The organism is Hydrogenophaga sp. L99, from assembly GCF_058731905.1.
Genome location: NZ_CM178972.1, coordinates 3,028,647 through 3,048,378 on the forward strand (window position 1 = coordinate 3,028,647; position 19,732 = coordinate 3,048,378).

At 65.1% G+C, this 19,732-nt stretch carries 19 protein-coding genes; 8 read left to right on the forward strand and 11 right to left on the reverse strand.

Annotation, left to right across the window (positions count from 1 at the left end; translation table 11 throughout):
* Nucleotides 1-170: 170 nt before the first annotated feature.
* Together AC4QBL_RS14405 and AC4QBL_RS14410 are read left to right on the forward strand one after the other, a co-directional pair.
* Nucleotides 171-740 carry an HNH endonuclease gene (locus tag AC4QBL_RS14405; protein WP_492131601.1) on the forward strand — a complete coding sequence of 190 codons (570 nt, stop codon included), beginning with the start codon at nucleotides 171-173 and terminating at the stop codon, nucleotides 738-740.
* Nucleotides 737-3,814 (forward strand): type I restriction endonuclease subunit R, encoded by a 3,078-nt coding sequence (locus AC4QBL_RS14410; protein ID WP_472907407.1) that lies wholly within the window; start codon nucleotides 737-739, stop codon nucleotides 3,812-3,814. The genes AC4QBL_RS14405 and AC4QBL_RS14410 overlap by 4 nt, the downstream gene beginning before the upstream one ends.
* A gap of 89 nt (nucleotides 3,815-3,903) precedes the next feature.
* Here AC4QBL_RS14410 and AC4QBL_RS14415 read toward each other — a convergent pair whose 3' ends face one another.
* The 8 genes from AC4QBL_RS14415 to ruvA form a co-directional block, all read right to left on the reverse strand.
* Nucleotides 3,904-4,170: a hypothetical protein gene (locus AC4QBL_RS14415; RefSeq protein WP_472907408.1), complete on the reverse strand. Its 267-nt coding sequence runs from the start codon at nucleotides 4,168-4,170 to the stop codon at nucleotides 3,904-3,906.
* A complete protein-coding gene (locus tag AC4QBL_RS14420) occupies nucleotides 4,167-5,477 on the reverse strand; it encodes a TFIIB-type zinc ribbon-containing protein (protein ID WP_472907409.1) in 1,311 nt (436 codons plus the stop codon). The genes AC4QBL_RS14415 and AC4QBL_RS14420 overlap by 4 nt, the downstream gene beginning before the upstream one ends.
* An 18-nt stretch (nucleotides 5,478-5,495) precedes the next feature.
* Nucleotides 5,496-6,656 carry an SPFH domain-containing protein gene (locus AC4QBL_RS14425; RefSeq protein WP_472907410.1) on the reverse strand — a complete coding sequence of 387 codons (1,161 nt, stop codon included), beginning with the start codon at nucleotides 6,654-6,656 and terminating at the stop codon, nucleotides 5,496-5,498.
* Between the two features lie 84 nt (nucleotides 6,657-6,740).
* The gene (locus AC4QBL_RS14430) at nucleotides 6,741-7,472 is read right to left on the reverse strand and encodes an ABC transporter ATP-binding protein (RefSeq protein WP_472907411.1); all 732 of its coding nucleotides are present in this window, start codon (nucleotides 7,470-7,472) and stop codon (nucleotides 6,741-6,743) included.
* An 18-nt stretch (nucleotides 7,473-7,490) separates the two neighbouring features.
* Nucleotides 7,491-8,726 carry an ABC transporter permease gene (locus AC4QBL_RS14435; RefSeq protein WP_472900717.1) on the reverse strand — a complete coding sequence of 412 codons (1,236 nt, stop codon included), beginning with the start codon at nucleotides 8,724-8,726 and terminating at the stop codon, nucleotides 7,491-7,493.
* 5 nt (nucleotides 8,727-8,731) lie between these two features.
* Nucleotides 8,732-10,045 carry an efflux RND transporter periplasmic adaptor subunit gene (locus AC4QBL_RS14440; protein ID WP_472907412.1) on the reverse strand — a complete coding sequence of 438 codons (1,314 nt, stop codon included), beginning with the start codon at nucleotides 10,043-10,045 and terminating at the stop codon, nucleotides 8,732-8,734.
* Entirely contained in the window at nucleotides 10,042-11,097 is a 1,056-nt protein-coding gene (gene ruvB, locus AC4QBL_RS14445; RefSeq protein ID WP_472900715.1) for a Holliday junction branch migration DNA helicase RuvB, read from the reverse strand. The genes AC4QBL_RS14440 and ruvB overlap by 4 nt, the downstream gene beginning before the upstream one ends.
* A gap of 18 nt (nucleotides 11,098-11,115) precedes the next feature.
* Nucleotides 11,116-11,694 carry a Holliday junction branch migration protein RuvA gene (ruvA, locus tag AC4QBL_RS14450; protein WP_472900714.1) on the reverse strand — a complete coding sequence of 193 codons (579 nt, stop codon included), beginning with the start codon at nucleotides 11,692-11,694 and terminating at the stop codon, nucleotides 11,116-11,118.
* A 111-nt stretch (nucleotides 11,695-11,805) separates the two neighbouring features.
* On the opposite strand from ruvA, the gene AC4QBL_RS14455 reads away from it, so the two are divergent.
* Together AC4QBL_RS14455 and ybeY are read left to right on the forward strand one after the other, a co-directional pair.
* Complete coding sequence (locus tag AC4QBL_RS14455) at nucleotides 11,806-12,792, forward strand: PhoH family protein (RefSeq protein ID WP_472907413.1); 987 nt, start codon at nucleotides 11,806-11,808, stop codon at nucleotides 12,790-12,792.
* A 13-nt stretch (nucleotides 12,793-12,805) separates the two neighbouring features.
* Nucleotides 12,806-13,261 (forward strand): rRNA maturation RNase YbeY, encoded by a 456-nt coding sequence (gene ybeY, locus AC4QBL_RS14460; protein WP_472907414.1) that lies wholly within the window; start codon nucleotides 12,806-12,808, stop codon nucleotides 13,259-13,261.
* A gap of 10 nt (nucleotides 13,262-13,271) precedes the next feature.
* On the opposite strand, the gene dtd is transcribed toward ybeY, so the two are convergent.
* Both dtd and AC4QBL_RS14470 read right to left on the reverse strand, forming a co-directional pair.
* Nucleotides 13,272-13,712, reverse strand: coding sequence for a D-aminoacyl-tRNA deacylase (gene dtd, locus AC4QBL_RS14465; RefSeq protein ID WP_472907415.1), 441 nt, complete (start codon nucleotides 13,710-13,712; stop codon nucleotides 13,272-13,274).
* Complete coding sequence (locus AC4QBL_RS14470) at nucleotides 13,709-14,638, reverse strand: cation diffusion facilitator family transporter (RefSeq protein WP_472907416.1); 930 nt, start codon at nucleotides 14,636-14,638, stop codon at nucleotides 13,709-13,711. Before AC4QBL_RS14470 ends, dtd begins: the two co-directional genes overlap by 4 nt.
* A gap of 50 nt (nucleotides 14,639-14,688) precedes the next feature.
* On the opposite strand from AC4QBL_RS14470, the gene AC4QBL_RS14475 reads away from it, so the two are divergent.
* The 4 genes from AC4QBL_RS14475 (at nucleotide 14,689) to AC4QBL_RS14490 (ending at nucleotide 18,098) form a co-directional block, all read left to right on the forward strand.
* Nucleotides 14,689-16,170 (forward strand): sensor histidine kinase, encoded by a 1,482-nt coding sequence (locus AC4QBL_RS14475; RefSeq protein WP_472907417.1) that lies wholly within the window; start codon nucleotides 14,689-14,691, stop codon nucleotides 16,168-16,170.
* A complete protein-coding gene (locus tag AC4QBL_RS14480; RefSeq protein ID WP_472907418.1) occupies nucleotides 16,167-16,826 on the forward strand; it encodes a response regulator transcription factor in 660 nt (219 codons plus the stop codon). The genes AC4QBL_RS14475 and AC4QBL_RS14480 overlap by 4 nt, the downstream gene beginning before the upstream one ends.
* Nucleotides 16,827-16,929: 103 nt before the next feature.
* Nucleotides 16,930-17,421, forward strand: coding sequence for a GlcG/HbpS family heme-binding protein (locus AC4QBL_RS14485; RefSeq protein ID WP_472900707.1), 492 nt, complete (start codon nucleotides 16,930-16,932; stop codon nucleotides 17,419-17,421).
* Nucleotides 17,418-18,098 carry an ankyrin repeat domain-containing protein gene (locus tag AC4QBL_RS14490; protein ID WP_472900706.1) on the forward strand — a complete coding sequence of 227 codons (681 nt, stop codon included), beginning with the start codon at nucleotides 17,418-17,420 and terminating at the stop codon, nucleotides 18,096-18,098. Before AC4QBL_RS14485 ends, AC4QBL_RS14490 begins: the two co-directional genes overlap by 4 nt.
* 199 nt (nucleotides 18,099-18,297) lie before the next feature.
* Here AC4QBL_RS14490 and tyrS read toward each other — a convergent pair whose 3' ends face one another.
* Nucleotides 18,298-19,476: a tyrosine--tRNA ligase gene (gene tyrS / locus AC4QBL_RS14495; RefSeq protein WP_472900760.1), complete on the reverse strand. Its 1,179-nt coding sequence runs from the start codon at nucleotides 19,474-19,476 to the stop codon at nucleotides 18,298-18,300.
* Between the last annotated feature and the right edge of the window lie 256 nt (nucleotides 19,477-19,732).

A 19,732-nucleotide genomic window follows, 5' to 3' on the forward strand; every position in this document is an offset into this window, starting at 1 on the left:
TTGCTGAAGCAACAGCGCTTGCTGGCCATAGGCAATGAGGGTGTGCAGTGAGGCCGGTCACCCGGGGCCCTGATCCTGGGCCATTCGCGCGGTACAGGGATGCGGCCGAACCATTGATGAATCGACTGGGTTGCTATTGCTCCTACTGCGAGCGGCACATAGAAACCCACTTGGCCGTTGAACACATTCAGCCCAAGGACCCGAATCCCGCGCTTGAGCGCGCGTGGAACAATTTTCTTCTCGCATGTGTCAACTGCAACTCCTGCAAGGGGGCTACCGACATAGCCGTTGCCGATGCGCTATGGCCCGACGCCGACAACACGCTCAAAGCTTTCGTATACCGCGAGGCCATTGTGGAAGTGGCCGACACGCTAGATGCGACAACTAGGCCACTTGCAGAGGCGCTACACAGATTGGTGGGACTGGACAAAGACCCTGGCAATCCATTGCCAGATCGCAGGCCAACTTCTGCCGATAGGCGCTGGCGAACACGACACGAAATCTGGGGCGTGGCACAGGAGTCTCTGAAAAACCTGAGTCAACCCGCTGCAGATACGCCACAAATGCGGGCGCAGATTGCCTTGACAGCTGCGGCCCGAGGCGGCTTTGGCATCTGGTTCACTGTGTTTAAAGACGACAACGACATGCTGACGCGATTCGTCGCCGCCTTCCCAGGTTCGGCGATTGATTGCTTTGATCATTCTGGGCAATGTCTGCAGCGCCCGGGAGGAAAAATATGACGAAGCGCCACAACGAAGCATCCTTCGAATCCACCATCGAAGCGACGCTGCTCGCCAACGGATGCAACACCTTGGACAAGTCCAACTACGACCTGTCCAACCACTTCTTCCCCCAAGAATCCCTCTCCTTCATCCGCGCCACCCAACCCAAAGAATGGGCCCGACTGGAAGCCTTGAACGGCGCCCAGACGGAAACGCAAATCCTCAAAGACCTGACGCACTGGCTGGACCACCATGGCACGCTGGCCGTGCTGCGCAACGGCTTCAAATGCCATGGCCGCACGCTGCGGGTGGCGTTCTTCAAACCGGCCCATGGCATGAACGCCGAGCTGGCCGCGCAGTACGCGGCCAACCGCGTGGGCGTGACGCGCCAGCTGCGCTACAGCCAGCGCAACACCAACGAGCTCGACCTGGTCTTGTCGGTCAATGGCATTCCGGTGGCCACAGCCGAGCTGAAGAACCCCATGACAGGGCAGACCGCGCGCCACGCGATTGCGCAGTACCAGCAGGACCGCGACCACCGCGAACCGTTGTTTGAGTTCAAGCGCCGGGCACTGGTGCACTTTGCGGTGGACACCGAAGAGGTGTTCATGACCACGCGGCTGGCGGGCAGCGCCACGCACTTTCTGCCCTTCAACCAGGGGCACGACGGTGGCGCGGGCAACCCGCCCGACCCGCAGGGCCGCGCCTACCGCACGGCCTACCTGTGGGAAGCCGTGTGGCAGCGCGACAGCCTGCTGGACATCCTGGCGCGCTTCATGCACCTGCAGGTGGAAGAGCGGCGCACGGAAGACGGCCGCAAGATTCGCAAAGAAACCATGGTCTTCCCGCGCTACCACCAGTTGCAGGCGGTGCGCGCGCTAGAGGCGGCAGCAAAGCAAGAAGGCCCGGGCCACAACTACCTGGTGGAGCATTCGGCCGGCAGCGGCAAGAGCAACACCATCGGCTGGCTGGCGCACCGCCTGGCTTCGCTGCACGACGGCGCAGACAACAAAGTGTTTGACTCGGTGATCGTCATCACCGACCGGCGGGTGCTGGACAAGCAGTTGCAGGACACGATCTACCAGTTTGAACACCGCCAGGGCGTGGTGCAGAAGATCGACGAAGACTCGCGCCAACTGGCCGAGGCGCTGACCACCGGCGTGCCGATCATCATTTCCACGCTGCAGAAGTTTCCGTTCGTCACTCGCCAACTGCTCAAGATGGCCGAAGAGCGAGGCGAAGGCGGCGAAGGTGTGCTGCCCACCCGGCGCTGCGCGGTGATCATTGACGAGGCACACAGCTCGCAGTCGGGCGAAACCGCGACCGACTTGAAAGAGGTGCTGGGCGGCGACGTGCTGCGCCAGGAGGCGGCGCGCTACGCCATGGAAGAAGGCGCCAAAGACCTGGACGAGCTGTACCGCAGCATGGCCAAGCGCGGGCGGCAGGCCAACATCAGCTTCTACGCCTTCACCGCCACACCCAAACACAAGACGCTGGCGGTGTTTGGGCGCGGGGCCGACGGCGCGGACGGCGGCACCGGCCACGCTTTCCACCGCTACACCATGAGGCAGGCCATTGAAGAGGGCTTCATCATGGACGTGCTGGCCCATTACACCACCTACGCCACTTACTACAAGCTGGTGCGGGCCAGTGAGACCGACCCGAATGTGGAGCGCAAACAGGCGGCCAAGGCGCTGGCGCGCTTCATGCGGCTGCACCCCTACAACATCGCCCAGAAGACCGAGGTGATGGTGGAGCACTTCAACGCCGTCGTCCGTCACAAGATGGGCGGCAAGGCCAAGGCGATGGTGGTGACCGGTTCGCGGCTGGAGGCGGTGCGCTACAAGCTGGCGTTTGACGCCTACATCCGCGAAAAGGGCTACGGCTGGATCAAGACGCTGGTGGCGTTTTCAGGGCAGGTGCAAGACGAACTGGTGCCCGACAAGCTGTACACCGAGTTCTCCATGAACGGTGGACTCAAAGACACCGAGCTGCCCGAAGCGTTTGGCGGGCCAGACTACCAGGTGCTGCTGGTGGCCGAGAAGTACCAAACGGGTTTTGACCAGCCACTGCTGCACACCATGTATGTGGACAAGCGGTTGGCGGGCATTCAGGCTGTGCAGACGCTGTCGCGGCTGAACCGCATGCACCCGCTGAAGGAAGACACCTTCGTACTGGACTTCGTGAACGACCGGGAGGAAATCCGTCAGGCGTTCAAAGACTATTTCGACGGCGCGCAAATGGGCGAAGAAGCCGACCCGAACCAGATGTACGCCATCAAGGCCGATCTGGACGCGAGCGGCATCTACTCGCACGACGAGGTAGAACGCTTTGTGGCGGTGTATTTCAAGCCCCGGCAGCGCCAGAGCCCGGCTGACCACCAGGCCATAAACGCCGCGCTGGACCAGGCGGTGGACCGCTTCCGCGAACTGCAAAAAACCGATGAGGAAGCAGCCGAGCTCTGGCGCGGCAAGCTGCAGGCCTTTCGCAACCTATATGCGTTTTTGTCGCAGGTGATTCCGTACCAGGATTCCGACTTGGAGCGGCTGTACACCTACCTGCGTTTTCTCTCGACCAAGCTGCCCCGCCGCGAAAGCGGCCCGCGCTACGACTTTGACGATGAAGTTCGGCTGGAGTACTACCGCCTGCAGAAGATCAGCGAGGGCTCGATCAGCCTGCGCGACGGCAAAGGCACCCCGCTGGATGGTCCTCGCGAAGTGGGCTCGGGTTTGCTGCGCGACGATGAAACACCCTTGTCGCGCTTGATCGACTCGCTGAATGACCGGTTTGGCACCGACTTCACCAACGCCGACCAGCTGTTTTTCGATCAGATCATTGAGGCCGCCATCAGCGATGCATCGCTGGGCGAAGCAGCTGCCGCGAACCCTGAAGACAAGTTCACGCTGCTGTTTTCCAGTTTGCTGCAAACCTTGTTCATTGAGCGGATGGAGCAGAACGAAGACATCTTCGCTCGCTTCATGAACGAGAAGAGCTTTCAGAATCTGGTGACGGACTGGATCTCAAAAGAGGTTTACGGCCGGTTGGCGAAAGAGGCCAGCATGCCCCCGCCCCCAGACGCCGAAAACCAATAGATCAGCCCTCGAAAAACCACTGCTCGGATACTTCAGTCCCAGCTTCCGAGCCTGCTCTATGCAATTCGTAGGCTGGTTGCTTCAGAGGCCTAGCGGGTTTGCTCCGTGCTCTGAATGCGCCGCACACGCTTGCGGTAATCACGCAAATTCTCGTCAGAGATGCGCGGCTGTTGCGTGCCCCTCACCTCGTCGACCTTCTGATCTGAGCCGGTCACAGGCTCCGCCTTGACGGTGGTTTCGTATTCGAAGGCGTGCGATTTGTCGGTGTTGCGGTAATACCGGTACAGGGCCCAATACAGGGCGGTGGCACCGGCCGGCCCCAACAGCAGCAGCCACGGTGCGCCGTCGTCGTTCATGACGAGCTCCCGATGATCCAGAGTGCAATGGCCTCGAGAAAGGTACCGGTGGCGAGGGCAGCCGTCAGCAGCTTCCACTGCTGCACCGGCACGCTGCCCATGGTCTCGCCGGTGCGGCCGTTCACCGCGATGTAATGCAGCAGACCGCCGTTTTTGCTTGGCTGGTGGTACGAATACAGCCACACGGGCAGGTACATCGACACCCAGCGTGTGCCGTGTACGCTGAGCTGCTCCTGCTCCCAGCGCACGCCGCGGCCGTAGCGGTTCACCGATGCCACGACCTGGGCGCGGGCGATCGACAGCAACTGGTCCTCCAGATGCGGTCGCAGGTGATCCACATCCAGGTTGCGCTTTTCCGACGTGACGCCGACCAGGTAGGACGCATTCCACTTCACCGCATTCTTGGTGTCGAACGGCAGAATCGTGTTGATGATGTTGTTGGTGTTGGTGCGCGTGTCCAGGTTGCGGCGGCTGGAGGTGGACTCCATGGGCAGGTCGTCCACGGTGAAGTCCACATGCCGCTGCACTTGGTAAACGTCGGCATCGTAATAGGTCTTTTTGTCTTTGCCGTTGCCCCGCGTGTAGCGGCGCGTCTCGATCTCGGCCTTGCCGGCCACGTCTGCGCTCGCATTGGCGTCAACGATCATGTACGGCAGGTAGACGCAGGTGACGTTGTCGGGCGTGAACTCGTCCTTGAACGCCTTGAGCGCGAACAGGCAGCGCTTGTCCACGAACTGGCGGATGCGCGCCACCGCGTCGTCCTTTTTGATGTGGAAGGGCAATATGGCGTCGGGCACCGCACCGTTGGCCACCTGTTCGTTGACGCCGAAGACGTGCCGACACCAGTGACAACGCGCGGTCATCGCACTGTCGGTGTTGACCGTCACCTCGGCCCCGCAGCCTGCGCACTTGAAGCTCATCAGGCTGGCGGCGTCGGCGGCAATGTCCTGGGCGCCAGATGCAACGATGGTGTCCCTGAGCTGGTCGATGCCCTCGCCGAGCCCGAATTCCTCCTCGACCCGCTCGGCATGCCATTCGTTGCGGCAGTACAAACACACCAGCAGGTCGGTGCCAGGTTTGTGCCGAACCTCGGTGGCGCCGCATTTCGGGCAGCGGTTCAGGCCATCCTTGAGCGCTTCGTCGGAGGTGTCGATGGCGACCGGATCGGGCGCCAGCAGTTCATCCCGGATCGGCTCGGGCAGGGTCGCCGGGTCGATCTGGAAACTGCCCGCTGGCGGCGGCACCTGCTGTGGCGATCCCGGGCCGCTGTTCTGAGGCTCCGGCAAAGGAACTTGGGGGTTGGACAAGCTGGCTCCATTTGCCGATCAGAGGCCCAGCACCTTGGCTTTCACGGCGTCGTAATCGGCCTGCGTGATCAGGCCCAGATCGAGCGCCTCTTTGGCCTTCTTCAGTTTGGCCAGCGGGTCTTCCGCAGCGGGGGCCGCCGGCGCTGGTGGTGCAACCGGCTGCTGCAAACTGCCAATGCCACCCAGCATGCCAGTAGCCATGCCCAGCCCCATCACACCCGCCGCACCACCGGTTTCACCCGCCGATTCAATACCCGAAGCCACGCTGGCCTGCAGGTTGGAATTGCCGCGCGCACCTGCCAGTGCATCGGCACGCTGCACCTTGGTCAGCAGTTCCCGTGTGTTCGCGTCGTATTCAATGGAAACAATCGCGGTCTTGACGATGGCCAGGCCGCGATCGGTCTTCCACTGGTAGGCGCTCTCCACCGCACTGGACAGGCTCTGGGCAAACCCCACCGAATCCTGCTGCAGCCGGGTGATGCGATTGCCCTTGCCCGGGTCGTTCGTGTACAGGCTGAAGGCCGGCGCGAGCGAACCCACGACTTCGTTGAAGAGCTGGCTGGCGGCGGCGTTGTCGAGGTCGGTGAAGTCGAACACCTGGCCCGGCTGTAGGTAGGAAGCCGGCACGAAATTCTTCACAAAGAGAATTGGATCGACGATCTTCAGGGTGTAGGAACCGCGGGTCACCGCGCCCACCTGCGTATTTAGGAAACCGTCGTCCCAGTAGATCTCAGATTGCGTGCCAAAGCGGTTGTTCGGCAGCTCTTTCAGCGACACGAAAAACGCGGCCTGCTGCGAACCCGGCTGGCCGCCGAACTTGAAGCGCTCCCAGCTCTGCCAGACGAGCGAGTCCACAACGCCATCGCCCGCAAAAATCGACTTGGAATTGAGGTCGTCCGATCGCCATTCGTACCCGCCCGGCTCGGCCACAAAGGCGGTGACCGCACCTTCCTGAAACAGCAGCAGCCCGTAGCCCTCGGGCACAACGATCTTCGAACCGTTGGTGATGATGTTCGAGGAACCCTTGGTGTTTGAGCCCCGACCAGCATTGGTTCCTTGCGGCACGGCAGCGAACAACGCCGCCGTTGCCGGCAAACCGCCCGGCACGGTGTAGAAGTCTTTCCACTGGTCCGCCAACGCACCGCCGACCGAACGCACCACCGCCTGAATGAGACCCATGACATTTCTCCGTGATGCGGGGCGGGCTACCGTGCCGGCCACTGCCGCCAAACTATAACGTCTTGGCGTGTCAGATCACAGACGTCAGCCACCAGGCGGCGGCGTCAACTCATCACGCGCGATCCGCCCGTCCACCAGTTCCACCAGGCGGTCGCAGCGTGCGGCCAGCCGGGGGTCGTGGGTCACCACCACAAACGACACGCCGCGCTCGGCGTGCATGCGGCGCAGCAGCACGAACACCTCGTCCGAAGACGCCGTGTCCAGGTTGCCTGTGGGTTCATCGGCCAGCACCAGCGGCGGCTCCATGACCAAGGCACGGGCAATGGCCACCCGCTGCTGCATGCCACCTGACAGCTCGGACGGGCGTTTGTCCATGGCCTTTGACAAACCGACCGCGTCCAGCAGCTCACGGGCGCGGGCCAGTTGCTTGGCGCCCACCCGTCCCTCGGCCATGAGGGCGGGCATGGTCACGTTTTCCAGCGCGGTGAAGGCCGGCAACAGGTGGTGAAACTGGAACACAAAACCGAGCATCAGGCGCCGGCGCAAGGTCAGTTCGGTGTCGTCCAGGTCTTGCACCGCCTCGCCCTGCAGGCGGTAGCTCCCCGCCGTCATGCGCTCAAGCAAGCCCACGATATGCAGCAGCGTGCTCTTGCCCGAACCGGAAGGCCCCATCAGCGCCATGAATTCGCCCGTGTTCACGCGCAGCGACAGGCCGTGCAGCACCTCGGCCTCGGAGGGCAGTCCGGCGTTGTAGGTCTTGCGCAAACCGTCGAGCTCGATCAACGGGGTGGGTGACGGGGTTACAAGTTCGGTCATGTGCGGTGGGGCCTGCGGTCAGATGCGGATGGCCTGCGCCGGGTCCATGGCGGCCGCACGCCGCGCCGGCGCCACGGCCGCCAGCACCCCGCACACGGTGGCGAGCAAGGCGATCTGCACGGCCAGCGCCGGCTGCAGGGTGATGTTGAACAGCGGCAGCCCATCGGCGCCCCGCACAAAGGTGGTGAACAGCCAGATCAGCACCACCGCCAGCACCAGCCCGAGCACCGAACCCACCGAACCCAACACCGCCCCCTGCAGCAGAAACACCCGCAATACCTGGCCTTGCGTGGCGCCCATCGCACGCAAGATGCCAATCTCGCGGCTCTTTTGCACCACCGACACCACCAACACACTGGCGATGCCCAGCACCACCACCACCAGCACCACACCCCGGATCAGGCTGGTGCTGACCGACTGTGCGTTCAGTGCTGAAACCAGTTGTGCATTGCTCTCCTGCCAGCTTTCCACTTGATAGGGCAACTGGCGGCGCAAGTCGTCGGCCAGCGCCTGCGCCGCCCACACGTCGCGCACGGCGAGGTCGATGGTGGTCGCACCACCGGGCAGGTCGAGCAGGCTTTGGGCTGCGCGCAGCGGCACGATCACGGTGCGCCGGTTGAGCTCTTTGACACCCAGGTCCACCAGCGCGGTCACGCGCACCGCGTCGCTGACCAAGGCGGTCTGCACCGTGAAGCGATCGCCCACGCGCACGCCCAGGTCGGCGGCCAGGTCGCGCCCCACAATGGCTTCACCGGGCGCCAACCGTGCCACGCCGCTAACCACCTTGCCGCGCAACCCGACGATGCGGTCGTAGCGGTCCAGATCAACGCCCATGAGCGAAATAGACTGCGTGGCCTCGCCCCGCAAGGCCAGCCCCGCGCCGGCCACCATGGGCGAGACGGCGGCCACGCCGGGCCGCTGTTCAAGCCCGGGCAACAGCGCCTGCCAGTTGGCCACCGAGCGCAGGCGCTGGGCGCGCGGCTGGGTTTCGGTCAGCGTTTGGGCCCCCAGCACGCGCTCGGCGGCGGGCACCACCACATCGTCGGGCGAGCGCAGCGTGATGTGCGCCTGCGCGCCGAGGGTTTTAGCCAGCGTATTTTCCTGAAGGCCACTAATCAGCGCCGAGATGTAGGCGATCACCGCCACCCCCGCCGCCACACCGACCATGATCAACACGGTCTGCATGCGCCCCTCGCGCAGAAAACGCATGGCCACCCGAAACTCGAAGCCGAGCAGCGCAGTGATGGCGTTCATGGCGCTCAGCGCCCCATGGTGTTGGTGAGCGCCGAGCCGGCGTCCTGCGCCGACGCAGCAGCGCGCGCCGAAGGCCCCGCCACCGGCCGCGCACGCACCCGCTGCCCCGCTTCCAGCGCACCACCCAGCAAGACTTCGTCGCCAGTGGCCAGCCCTTCCAGCACCTCGACCGCATCCAGCGTTCGCAGCCCCAGGCGCACGTCGCGGGCCTGGGCACGGCCATCCACCCGCACCAGCACATAGCCGGCAGCACCGGTGTCACCAGGCGCGCTGGCCACGCCATCGCGCAACGCCGCCAGCGGCAACACCAGCGTACTGTCGCGCCGGGCGGTCTCCACCTCGACCGACAAGGTCATGTCTTCGCGCAAATAAGGCGGCGCCGCCTCCACCAGCGCAAACCGCACCTCGATGGCGCCCCGCTGGGCGTCCACCGCCGGGGCAATGGACAACACCCTGGCCATGAAGCGCTGCGCGGGGAACGCATCGGCCACGACCGCAGCGGTCTGGTCCGGGCGCAGCTGGTCCAGAAAGCGCTCGTCCACCTGCGCGCTCAGCTGTGTCGGGCCAGCCAGCGCCAGGGCCATGAGCGCCCGGCCCGGCTGCACAATCTGGCCCGGCTCCACGGTGCGTGAGAGCACCTGCGCATCGGCTGGCGCACGCACGCTGGCCTGCGCCTGGCGCGCCCGCGCCGCCGCGCTGGCCGCTTGCGCCACCGCCAGCTGGGCCTGCGCCTGCGCAAGTTCGGTACCCGCCTCGCCCACAGCCTGGTTTTGCGCCCGTGCGCTGGCCTGCTGGGCCTGAGCCACGGCCACGGCACGCCGGGCATCGTCCAGCCGGGCGGCGCTCAAAAAGCCCTGGGCCACCAGCTGCTCGGTGCGGGCCAGTTCTGCCGCTGCCGCGCGCAAGGTTGCGTCCGTCTGGGCCACGGCGGCAGAGGCCGCGCTGCGCCCCGTGCTGCGCAAGCCGGCCAGGCGCGCCTGGGCTTGCTGCTGGGCGGCCTGCGCCTGCGCCCATGCCGCGTCCAGCTCGCCCGATTCCAGCCGCAGCAGCACGTCACCCTGGCGCACGGCAGCGCCTTCGTTCACCAGCACCTGAGCCACCCGCCCGGTGATGGTGCTGCCCAAGTCCACGCGCGAAAGGGCGGCCACGCGGGCCGAAAACTGCAGCGTGCGCACCAGCGGCGCGGGTTGAACGGTGACCGCGTCCACCAACGGTCCGCGCAGGAACAGCCATGCGCCCAGCGCACCAGCACCCAGCAACACAAACCCGGCGACCACCCGCCAACGGCGACCTGCCAGCACCGAGGCTGCCCCGGTCACAGGCCCGCCTCAAACAAACCGTCGGTCTTGGGTGGCGCCACGCCCAGGTGGCGGTAGGCCGCCAGTGTGGCGATGCGCCCGCGCGGCGTGCGCTGCAAATAGCCCTGCTGAATCAGGTAGGGCTCAATCACGTCTTCAATCGTGTCGCGCTCTTCGCCAATGCTGGCCGCGATGTTGTCCAGCCCCACCGGCCCGCCATCAAAGCGGTGAATCACGGCCTCCAGCAGCTTGCGGTCCATCAGGTCAAAGCCCTGCGGGTCCACGTCGAGCATGGCCAGCGCGCGGTTGGCGATGTCCAGGGTGATGGTGCCGCTGCCCTTCACATCGGCGTAGTCGCGCACGCGGCGCAGCAGCCGGTTGGCAATGCGCGGTGTGCCACGCGAACGCCTCGCCACCTCCATGCCGCCGGCCTCGTCCATGGGCGCGTTCAACAGCCCCGCGCTGCGCTTGACGATGCGCGCGAGCTCTTCAGCGGTGTAAAACTCCAGCCGCGCCACGATGCCAAAGCGGTCGCGCAGCGGGTTGGTGAGCATGCCCGCGCGCGTGGTGGCGCCCACCAGGGTGAAGGGCTGCAAATCGAGCTTGATGCTGCGCGCCGCCGGGCCTTCGCCGATCATGATGTCGATCTGGTAGTCCTCCAGCGCGGGGTACAAGATTTCTTCCACCACCGGGCTGAGGCGGTGGATCTCGTCGATGAACAGCACATCGTTGGGCTCCAGGTTGGTCAGCAGCGCGGCCAGATCCTTGGGCTTTTCCAGAACCGGCCCGCTGGTCTGGCGCAGGTTCACGCCCAGCTCTTGCGCAATGATGTGGCTCAACGTGGTCTTGCCCAGGCCGGGCGGGCCAAAAAGCAGCACATGGTCCAGCGCCTCGTTGCGCATTTTTGCCGCGCCAATGAAGATCTCCAGCTGCTCGCGCACCTTTTGCTGGCCCACGTAGTCGTCCAGCAGCTTGGGGCGCAGCGCGCGCTCAATCGCCTCTTCTTTCGGCGAAGCGGGCGCCGCCGACACCATGCGGGGCGCGGGGGCGAAGTCGTCGGTCTGGATGCTCATGGGTTCAATCTGCAATCGTCACTTGGCCAGCGCCTTCAGCGCCAGCTTGATACCGTCGCTCACGCCCACCTCGGCTGGCAGCAGCTTGAGCGCGGCGGCCGCGTCTTTTTCACTGTAGCCCAGCGCCATCAGCGCCTGCTGAATGTCGCTCTGCACATCGCTCTGGGCCGGGCCGGCGCCGGGCAGGCCCAGGTCGGCACCGAGCTTGCCCTTGAGCTCCAGCAGCAGCCGCTCGGCGGTTTTTTTGCCAATGCCGGGCACCTTGACGATACGCCCGCTGTCTTGCGCGCTGATGGCCTGAGCCAGGTCGCCCACGCTCATACCACTGAGCACACTGAGCGCCATGCGCGGACCCACGCCCGAAATCTTGATGAGCTGGCGAAACGCCTCGCGCTCTGGCGCGGTGCCAAAGCCATACAAAATCTGCGCGTCTTCGCGCACCACAAAGTGCGTCAACAGCGACACCCTTTCACCCAGGGCAGGCAGGTTGTAAAACGTGCTCATGGGCACATCCACCTCGTAACCCACGCCATGGCAGTCGATGAGAAGTTGCGGTGGATTCTTTTCCAGCAGCGTGCCGGTCAACTTGCCTATCATTGGGGGATTCCTTGTTTCAGTCGTTGGCCGGGCCGCCCACCCACAGCGGAACCCCTTGCGGGGCCTTGGCGCAGCCAGAGCGGGGACCCTTCACCTTGATGGATTATCGGTTTGATTCTCAGACACACCTTCTCCCCGCCCGACAACCTGCGCATGGGCCACCTCTGCGGCCCCATGGACAGCCACATCCGCAGCATTGAAGCGGCCTTGCAGGTCAAGGTGGCGCACCGCTTCGAGCAGTTCCGCATCGAAGGCCCCAAAGCCAAGGCCACGCAGGCACTGGAAACGCTGCAGGCCATGTACGAAATGGCCAGAAAGCCGATTCCGGCCGAACAGGTGCAGCTCATGCTCAGCGGCGACACCGCCCTGCCCGCCGGAGGCGACGACGCGCTGGCCATGCAGACCCGGCGCGGCGAGGTGCGCGGGCGCACGCCCAACCAGGCGCGCTACCTGGAAAACATGGCCACGCACGACATCACCTTCGGCATCGGTCCGGCCGGCACCGGCAAGACGTACTTGGCCGTGGCCTGCGCGGTGGACGCGCTGGAGCGCAGCGCGGTGCAGCGCATCGTGCTCACCCGTCCGGCGGTGGAAGCGGGCGAAAAGCTCGGCTTTTTGCCCGGCGACCTGGGCCAGAAGGTGGACCCGTACCTGCGACCGCTCTACGACGCGCTGCACGACCTGATGGGCTTTGAGAAGGTGCAAAAGGCGTTTGAACGCCAGCAGATCGAGATTGCACCGCTGGCCTTCATGCGCGGGCGCACGCTCAACCACGCCTTTGTGATCCTGGACGAAGCGCAAAACACCACGCCCGAGCAAATGAAAATGTTCCTCACCCGCATTGGCTTTGGCAGCAAGGCGGTGGTGACGGGCGACGTGAGCCAGATCGACCTGCCGCGCACCCAGCTCAGCGGCCTGATCGACGCCGAGCGCGTGCTCAAACGCGTGACCGGCATTGCCTTCAACCGGCTCACCAGCGCCGACGTGGTGCGCCACCCGCTGGTGGCCCGCATTGTGGACGCCTACGACGCCCGCAGCCCCGACGCAGACGCTGGCGAAGCCTTGCCCGTGAAACGCCCCCGCCGCAAAGCGGTCTGAGACGCCCTTCGCCATGACCCTGCCCACCCTCAGCCTCTCGCTCCAGTTCGGCGCACTCACCGACGCCGCGCCCCACCGCGCCGCCCTGCCGCGCCACAAGGTCACCCGCAGCATCCGCCACGCGCTGGACGCAGATGCCGAAATCACCGTGCGCATCGTGGACGCCGAAGAAGGCCAGGCCCTGAACCGCGATTACCGCGGCAAGGACTACGCCACCAACGTGCTGACCTTCGACTACGAAACCGACCCGATGGTGATGGCCGACCTGGTGTTGTGCGCGCCTGTGGTGGCCCGCGAAGCCGCCGAGCAGGGCAAGACGCTGGCCGACCACTACGCGCACCTGCTGGTGCACGGCACCCTGCACGCCCAGGGCTGGGACCACGAAACCAGCGAGGCCGATGCCGAGGAAATGGAAGCGCGGGAAGTTGAAATCTTGGCAGGCCTGGGACTGCCCAACCCCTACGCCTGAGCTCAGGCGCTCAAACCATTCGCAAGGGAATGGTCACCGGCCCATCGTTGACCAGATGCACCTGCATGTCGGCACCAAAGCGCCCGGTTTGCACCAGCGGGTGCTGGGCCCGCGCCGCTGCCACCAACTGGTTGTAAAGCGCCTCGCCCAAAGCGGGTGCGGCCGCGCCGGTGAAGCCCGGGCGGTTGCCGCCTTTGGTGTCGGCGGCCAGCGTGAACTGGCTGACGATCAGCAAACCACCGCCCACGTCCTGCACGCTGCGGTTCATCTTGCCCGCGTCATCGCCAAAAATGCGCAACTTCAGGATCTTGGCCAGCAGCTTCTGGCCCACCGCTTCGGTGTCGTCGGGCTCGGCGCACACCAGCACCAGCAGGCCAGCGCCGATCTGGCCCACCGTTTCGCCTGCGATCACCACACGGGCTTCGCTCACACGCTGCAGCAAGACGATCAAATCAAGTCCCTTTCGTCGTCAAAGTGGGCCTCCACGTCGCTGGGCAGCAGCTGAATGGTGGCCCGCAAACCGGGTATGGCGCTCATCAGCGCCTGCTCCACACTGGCGCGCACCGCCGCTGCCCGGCCCAGCGACCAGGCCGCCGGCATGTGCATGTGCACATCGAGAAACCGGCGCTGGCCGGCTTTGCGGGTGCTCAGGTGGTCAAACCGGATGATGGCCGCCTCGCCATCCTGGCTGGCAAAAACCGCCAGGGTTTCCTGAATGGTGGCCATGATCTCGGGCTCAACCGCTTCGTCCATCAGCCCTTGCGACGAGCGCCACATCAGGTGAACGCCTTCTTTCAAAATGTTCGCGGCCACCGCCATGGCCACCACCGGGTCCAGCCAGAGCCACCCTGTGAAATGCACCATGGCAATGCCAATAACCACGCCCGCCGACGTCCACACATCGGTCACCAGGTGTTTGGCGTCGGCCTCCAGCGCAATGGAGCGGTGCTGCCGTGCGGCCCCAAACATCACCCAGGCCAGCAGGCCATTGAGCGCCGAGCTGGCCACCGACAGCGCCAGACCCCAGCCCACCTGCTGGATCGGCTGCGGGTCCAGCAAGCGGTGCGTGGCCGCCCAGATGATGCCCAGCGCCGCCACGATGATCAGAATGCCTTCGAAGCCGGACGAAAAATACTCGGCCTTGTGGTGTCCGTAGGGGTGGTCTTCGTCGGCCGGGCGCGCGGCAATGGTCACCATGACCAGACCAAACACCGCACTGGCCAGGTTCACCAGCGACTCCATGGCGTCAGACAGCAAGCCCACCGAGTCGGTGATGACCCAGGCCAGGGTCTTGAGCGTGATGGTGATCAGGGCGACCACGACCGACGCCATGAGCAGGCGCCGCGGGGTGAGGAAACGGGCAGCAATAAAGGACATGCTGGGATTGTCGCCCAGTGCCTGCGGCAGCCCATGCCAGAATCCGCCACATGAAAAAGTCCTGGCAGGCGATAGCGGCATGGGTTGCCGCTGGCTCGGTGCTCGCGGTGGTGGGCGGCGTGGTGCTCGCCCGGTTGGAAATCGACCGCCAGCGGCAGGCGTTCGAAACCGATGCGCGCATCGTGCACCGCTTGCTGAGCCAGCAGGTGGTGCAGCACGACGCGATTCTGGGCTCCCTGGCCCTGCTGCAACCCAGCCCCGAAGCCCCCGGCACAGCCCCGCCGGAGCAGCGCCTGCCAGCGCTGTACCCGCATATCCTCGCGGTGCAGCGGCGTGACCGCGGTCAAACCTGGCCCGACGCCGCCCTGAGCGCCGCCGAAACCGACTCACGCCTTGCCCGCCGCGCCGCGCTGGCGCAACCCGACCTGAGCAGCGGCCGTTACCGCCTGGTGTTCGCCGCCGAACCCACTGCCTACGCGCTGTCCATCGACGTGCGCGGCATGGTGCCCTGGAGCGACTGGCCCATGGAGCCCGAGACCAGCCCAGTGAGCGTGGCCCTGGAAGATGGGGACCAGCGCTTTGAAGTGCAGCCGGGCGACACGCGCGCACTTGCGTCGGGCGGTGGTTGGCGCTTCGAGTTCAACAAACCCCTGGCGTCTGAGAGCCAGCCCTTTCAGGTGGTTGCCCTGCGGCACATGGGCTGGGGCCAGCTGCCGTGGCTTCGCATGTTGGCGTGGTCACTGGCGGTGGCGGCGGTGCTGTCGGTGCTGGCCCAGTTGCAGCGCCAGCGCACCGCGCGCCGGAGGGCTGAAGAATTGCTGCGGCTCGGGCAGGTGGCCAGGCTGAACATGCTGGGCGAGCTGGCCGCCGGTATGGCCCACGAGCTCAACCAGCCGCTCACCGCGGTGCTCGCCAACACGCAAGCTGCCCAGCGGCTGCTGGCCGAAGACCCACCCGAGCAGGCCACCGCTCGCGACGCCATGGGCCAGGCGGTTGCGCAAGCGCGGCGCGCCGTCGATGTGGTGGGGCGGTTGCGCCGCGCGGTAGAGCGACCCGAGTCGCGCGGCGAGTCGCACCCGGTGGACCTGGCTGAAACCCTGCGCCGCGCCTTGCACCTGCTGGAACCCGAGTGCCAGCGGCGCGGTGTTGTGCCGCAGTTGCATGCACCCGAGCCGGTGCACGTCAAGGCGGACCCGGTGGCGCTCGACCAGATCGTGCACAACCTGCTGATGAACGCTTTGCAGGCGCTGGAATCGGTGAACGTGGCAGCCCGTAGGCTTACCTTGACCGTGGCGCGAAGGGGTGCCCAAGGTGAGTTGCAGGTCGCCGACTCCGGGCCGGGCATTGCGCCCGATCTCTTGCCGCGCCTGTTTGAGCCCTTTTTCTCAGCGCGCGAGGGGGGTCTTGGCTTGGGCCTCACGCTGTGCGAAACGCTGGCCAGTGGCATGGACGGGTCGCTCACCGCGGCCAACCGCCCCGAAGGTGGCGCACTGTTCTGTTTGCGCCTGCCTTTGCAGGACACCGCGACATGACAGCCATTCGCTCCAACGCCGCCGCGGGCAGCCTCCTTTCGCCCACCATCCAGTTGATTGACGACGATCAAGCGGTACGAGAAAGTCTGGCGCTGCTGATCGGTACCGTTGGGCTGCGGGTCATGACCTGGGCCGATCCGCAGGCGTTTTTGGCGCATTTCGACCGAGACGGCATTGGTGCCATCGTGCTCGATGTGCGCATGCCCGGCATCAGCGGCCTGACCGTGCTCGACACCTTGGTTGCGCAAGGCGTGGACCAGCCGGTGATCATGCTGACCGGTCACGGCACGGTGGACATGTGCCGCCGCGCCTTCAAGGCCGGTGCCGCCGAGTTCCTGGAAAAGCCGGTCGACGACGAGTTGCTGATCGAGACGCTGCAAAACGCGGTGCGCCAGCACGTGCGCTCGCGGGAGCGCCACCAGGCGGACCGCGAAGCGCGAGAGCGGTATGCGCAGCTGTCGGAGCGCGAGCGCGAGGTGCTGGGCTTCATCGTCGCGGGCTTGACCAACAAGGAAATTGGCCGCGCGCTCGACCTCTCGCCGCGCACGGTGGAAACCCACCGTGCCAACCTGTTCGCCAAGCTGCAGGCCGAGTCGCTGGCGCAGCTGATCCGCCGCTATGCCGCGCTGGTCGACGCTGAAGGTGCCACTCCGTAGTTTTACGGAGCCCCGCGCGTAGCCGCCCGAATGGCGCTGGCGGCCTCAAATTTTTACAGTTCTCCCACGGTTGATCGAACCGTTCAACACCCTGGAGAACTCCATGAAATCCTTCGCTTTTGCATCTGCCCTCGCCCTTTCCCTGATCGCCAGTGCCGCCAGCGCGCAGGCCGTGCGCACCGAAAAGAACATGTCGCTGGAGCTGGCCAACCAGATCGCCGCGGCCACCGTCGCGTCCTGTAGCGCCAGCGGCTACAACGTAACCGCCGCCGTGGTCGACCGAGCGGGCAACCTGCGCGCCCTGCAGCGCGCCGACAACGCCGGCCCGCACACCGTGGGGGCCGCGCAAGGCAAGGCCTACACCTCAGCGTCGGCCCGCAACAGCACCGGCGCCATGCTGGAGAACGTGCAAAAGAACCCTGGCGCCGCAACGCTGGTCGACATTCCCGGCTTCCTCATTTTGGGCGGTGGCGTGCCTGTGAAGGTGGGCAACGAAGTGATCGGCGCCGTGGGCGTGGGCGGTGCGCCAGGCGGCCACCTGGACGAACAATGCGCCAACGCCGGCATTGCCAAAGTGGCCGAGTTGCTGAAATGAAGACGCTGCTGCTGGCTCTGTCGCTGGCCGTGGCCCCCTTCGCCGGGCAGGCCCAGGTCGCGCCCAGCGCGGCCGAGGCCGCGGGCTACACCGGGCTGCACGCCGCGGCGCACAAGGGCGACGTGGCCAAGATCCAGCGCTTGGTGGCATCGGGCGCGGCACTGAACGCGACCGACGGTTACGGCCGTACGCCGCTGCACGTCGCCACCTTCGCCCGCCAGCGGGAAGCGGTCCGCGCACTGGTGAAAGCCGGGGCCGATCTCAACAAACTGGAGAGCGACCGCTACGACGCCGTCACCATCGCCTCGGTGGCGGACGACGAGGAAACGCTCAAGGTCTTGCTCCACTTGGGCGCCAGCGCGAAGCAGACCACCAGCCGCTACGACGGCACGGCCCTGATCGCGGCCGCGCACCTGGGGCACGACGGCGTGGTGCGGCAGTTGATCGCCGCCGGCGCGCCGCTGGACCATGTGAACAACCTTCACTGGACCGCCGTGATCGAGTCGATCGTGCTGGGGGACGGCGGAGCACGGCACCAGGTGACGCTGAAGGCGCTGATCGACGCAGGAGCGAATCTGCAGCTGGCGGACCGCAGCGGTCAGACGCCGCTTACGCTGGCAAAGGCTCGCGGGTATTCGGCGATGGTGTCGATGCTGGAGAAGGCTGGGGCGCGTTGAGTCTCTTTTCTGTCCCGCGCTACCTCATGGAACGAGCGCCAGCGCTGACCGTCGCGGGCCACCATCACCTCAGGATCGGGGCGCCAGTGCGTTCTGTGCAGTGAGGTCAAGGAGGAGGGCCGGCGCAGCCGGTCCGGGGGACACGAACGGAACAGAGCGCGCTGGCGCTCCGATCCCGCACACAACCGGGCGTGAAAAATCAGACCAAAGTCACGCGAGCAAACTTCCGTTTGCCCACCTGCACCACGTACACGCCAGCGCTCAGCTTCAAACCCTTGTCGCTGACCACAGCGGAATCGATGCGAACACCACCACCATCAATCAAGCGGTTGCCTTCGCCGTTGGACGCTACCAGCCCCGCCGCGTTGAGCAGCGCAGCAATGCCCAGAGGCACGCCAGACAGCGACACCTCGGGAATTTCGTCCGGCACGCCGCCTTTGCTGCGGTTGATGAAATCCTGCTCCGCCGAGTCCGCCGCCGCGGCGCTGTGGAAGCGCGCAGTGATTTCCTTGGCCAGCATCACCTTCGCATCCTTGGGGTTGCGACCACCCGCCACTTCCGACTTCAAAACCTCAATCTCGGCCATCGACTTGAACGACAACAGCGTGTACCAGCGCCACATCAGCGTGTCGCTGATGGAGAGCACCTTGGCGAACATGCTGTTCGGCTCCTCGGTGATCCCGATGTAGTTGTTCTTGCTCTTGGACATCTTGTCGATGCCGTCCAAGCCTTCCAGCAGCGGCATGGTCAAAATGCACTGCGGCTCCTGCCCATATTCTTGCTGCAAATGGCGACCCATCAGCAGGTTGAACTTCTGGTCCGTGCCGCCCAGCTCCAGGTCACTCTTGAGCGCCACCGAGTCGTAGCCCTGCATCAGCGGGTACAAAAATTCGTGCACGCTGATCGGTGTGCCGGCCTTGAAGCGGTCGTGAAAGTCGTTGCGCTCCATCATGCGGGCCACGGTGTACTTGGCAGCCAGCTGGATCATGCCCATCGAACCCAGCGGCAGGCTCCATTCGCTGTTGTAACGAATCTCGGTCTTGGCTGGGTCCAGCACCAGGCTGGCCTGCTTGTAATAGGTATCGGCGTTGGCCTTGATCTGCTCGCTGGTGAGCGGCGGGCGCGTGTTGTTGCGGCCAGAGGGATCACCGATCAGGCTGGTGAAGTCGCCGATCAAAAAGATCACCTGGTGCCCCAGGTCCTGCAACTGGCGCATCTTGTTCAACACCACCGTGTGGCCAATGTGAATGTCGGGTGCCGTCGGATCCAGCCCGAGCTTGATCCGCAGCGGCACCCCACTCGCCTCCGCCCTCATGAGCTTCTTCGCCCAGTCGTCCTGGGGAATCAATTCCTCACAGCCGCGCAGTGTCACGGCCATCGCCTCGCGCACGCCGTCTGTCAGTTCAAGCCCAGGAGGGGTATTGTTTTTAGAACTATCGACGTCTTTTTGGCTGGGGTTCATACGGGGTTTTTCGGATGCAATAGCCCTTGATCTGGCTATACTTTTAGAGATTGACCGTAGATTTTAGTGGCGCGATTTTTTGGGCGCTGCAAACTGTTTCAAGGCCACGCCTCAGCCAGCGGGAACCATCGTGCGTTCTGCTGTCTCCACCATGCTTTTTGCAAACCGCTAC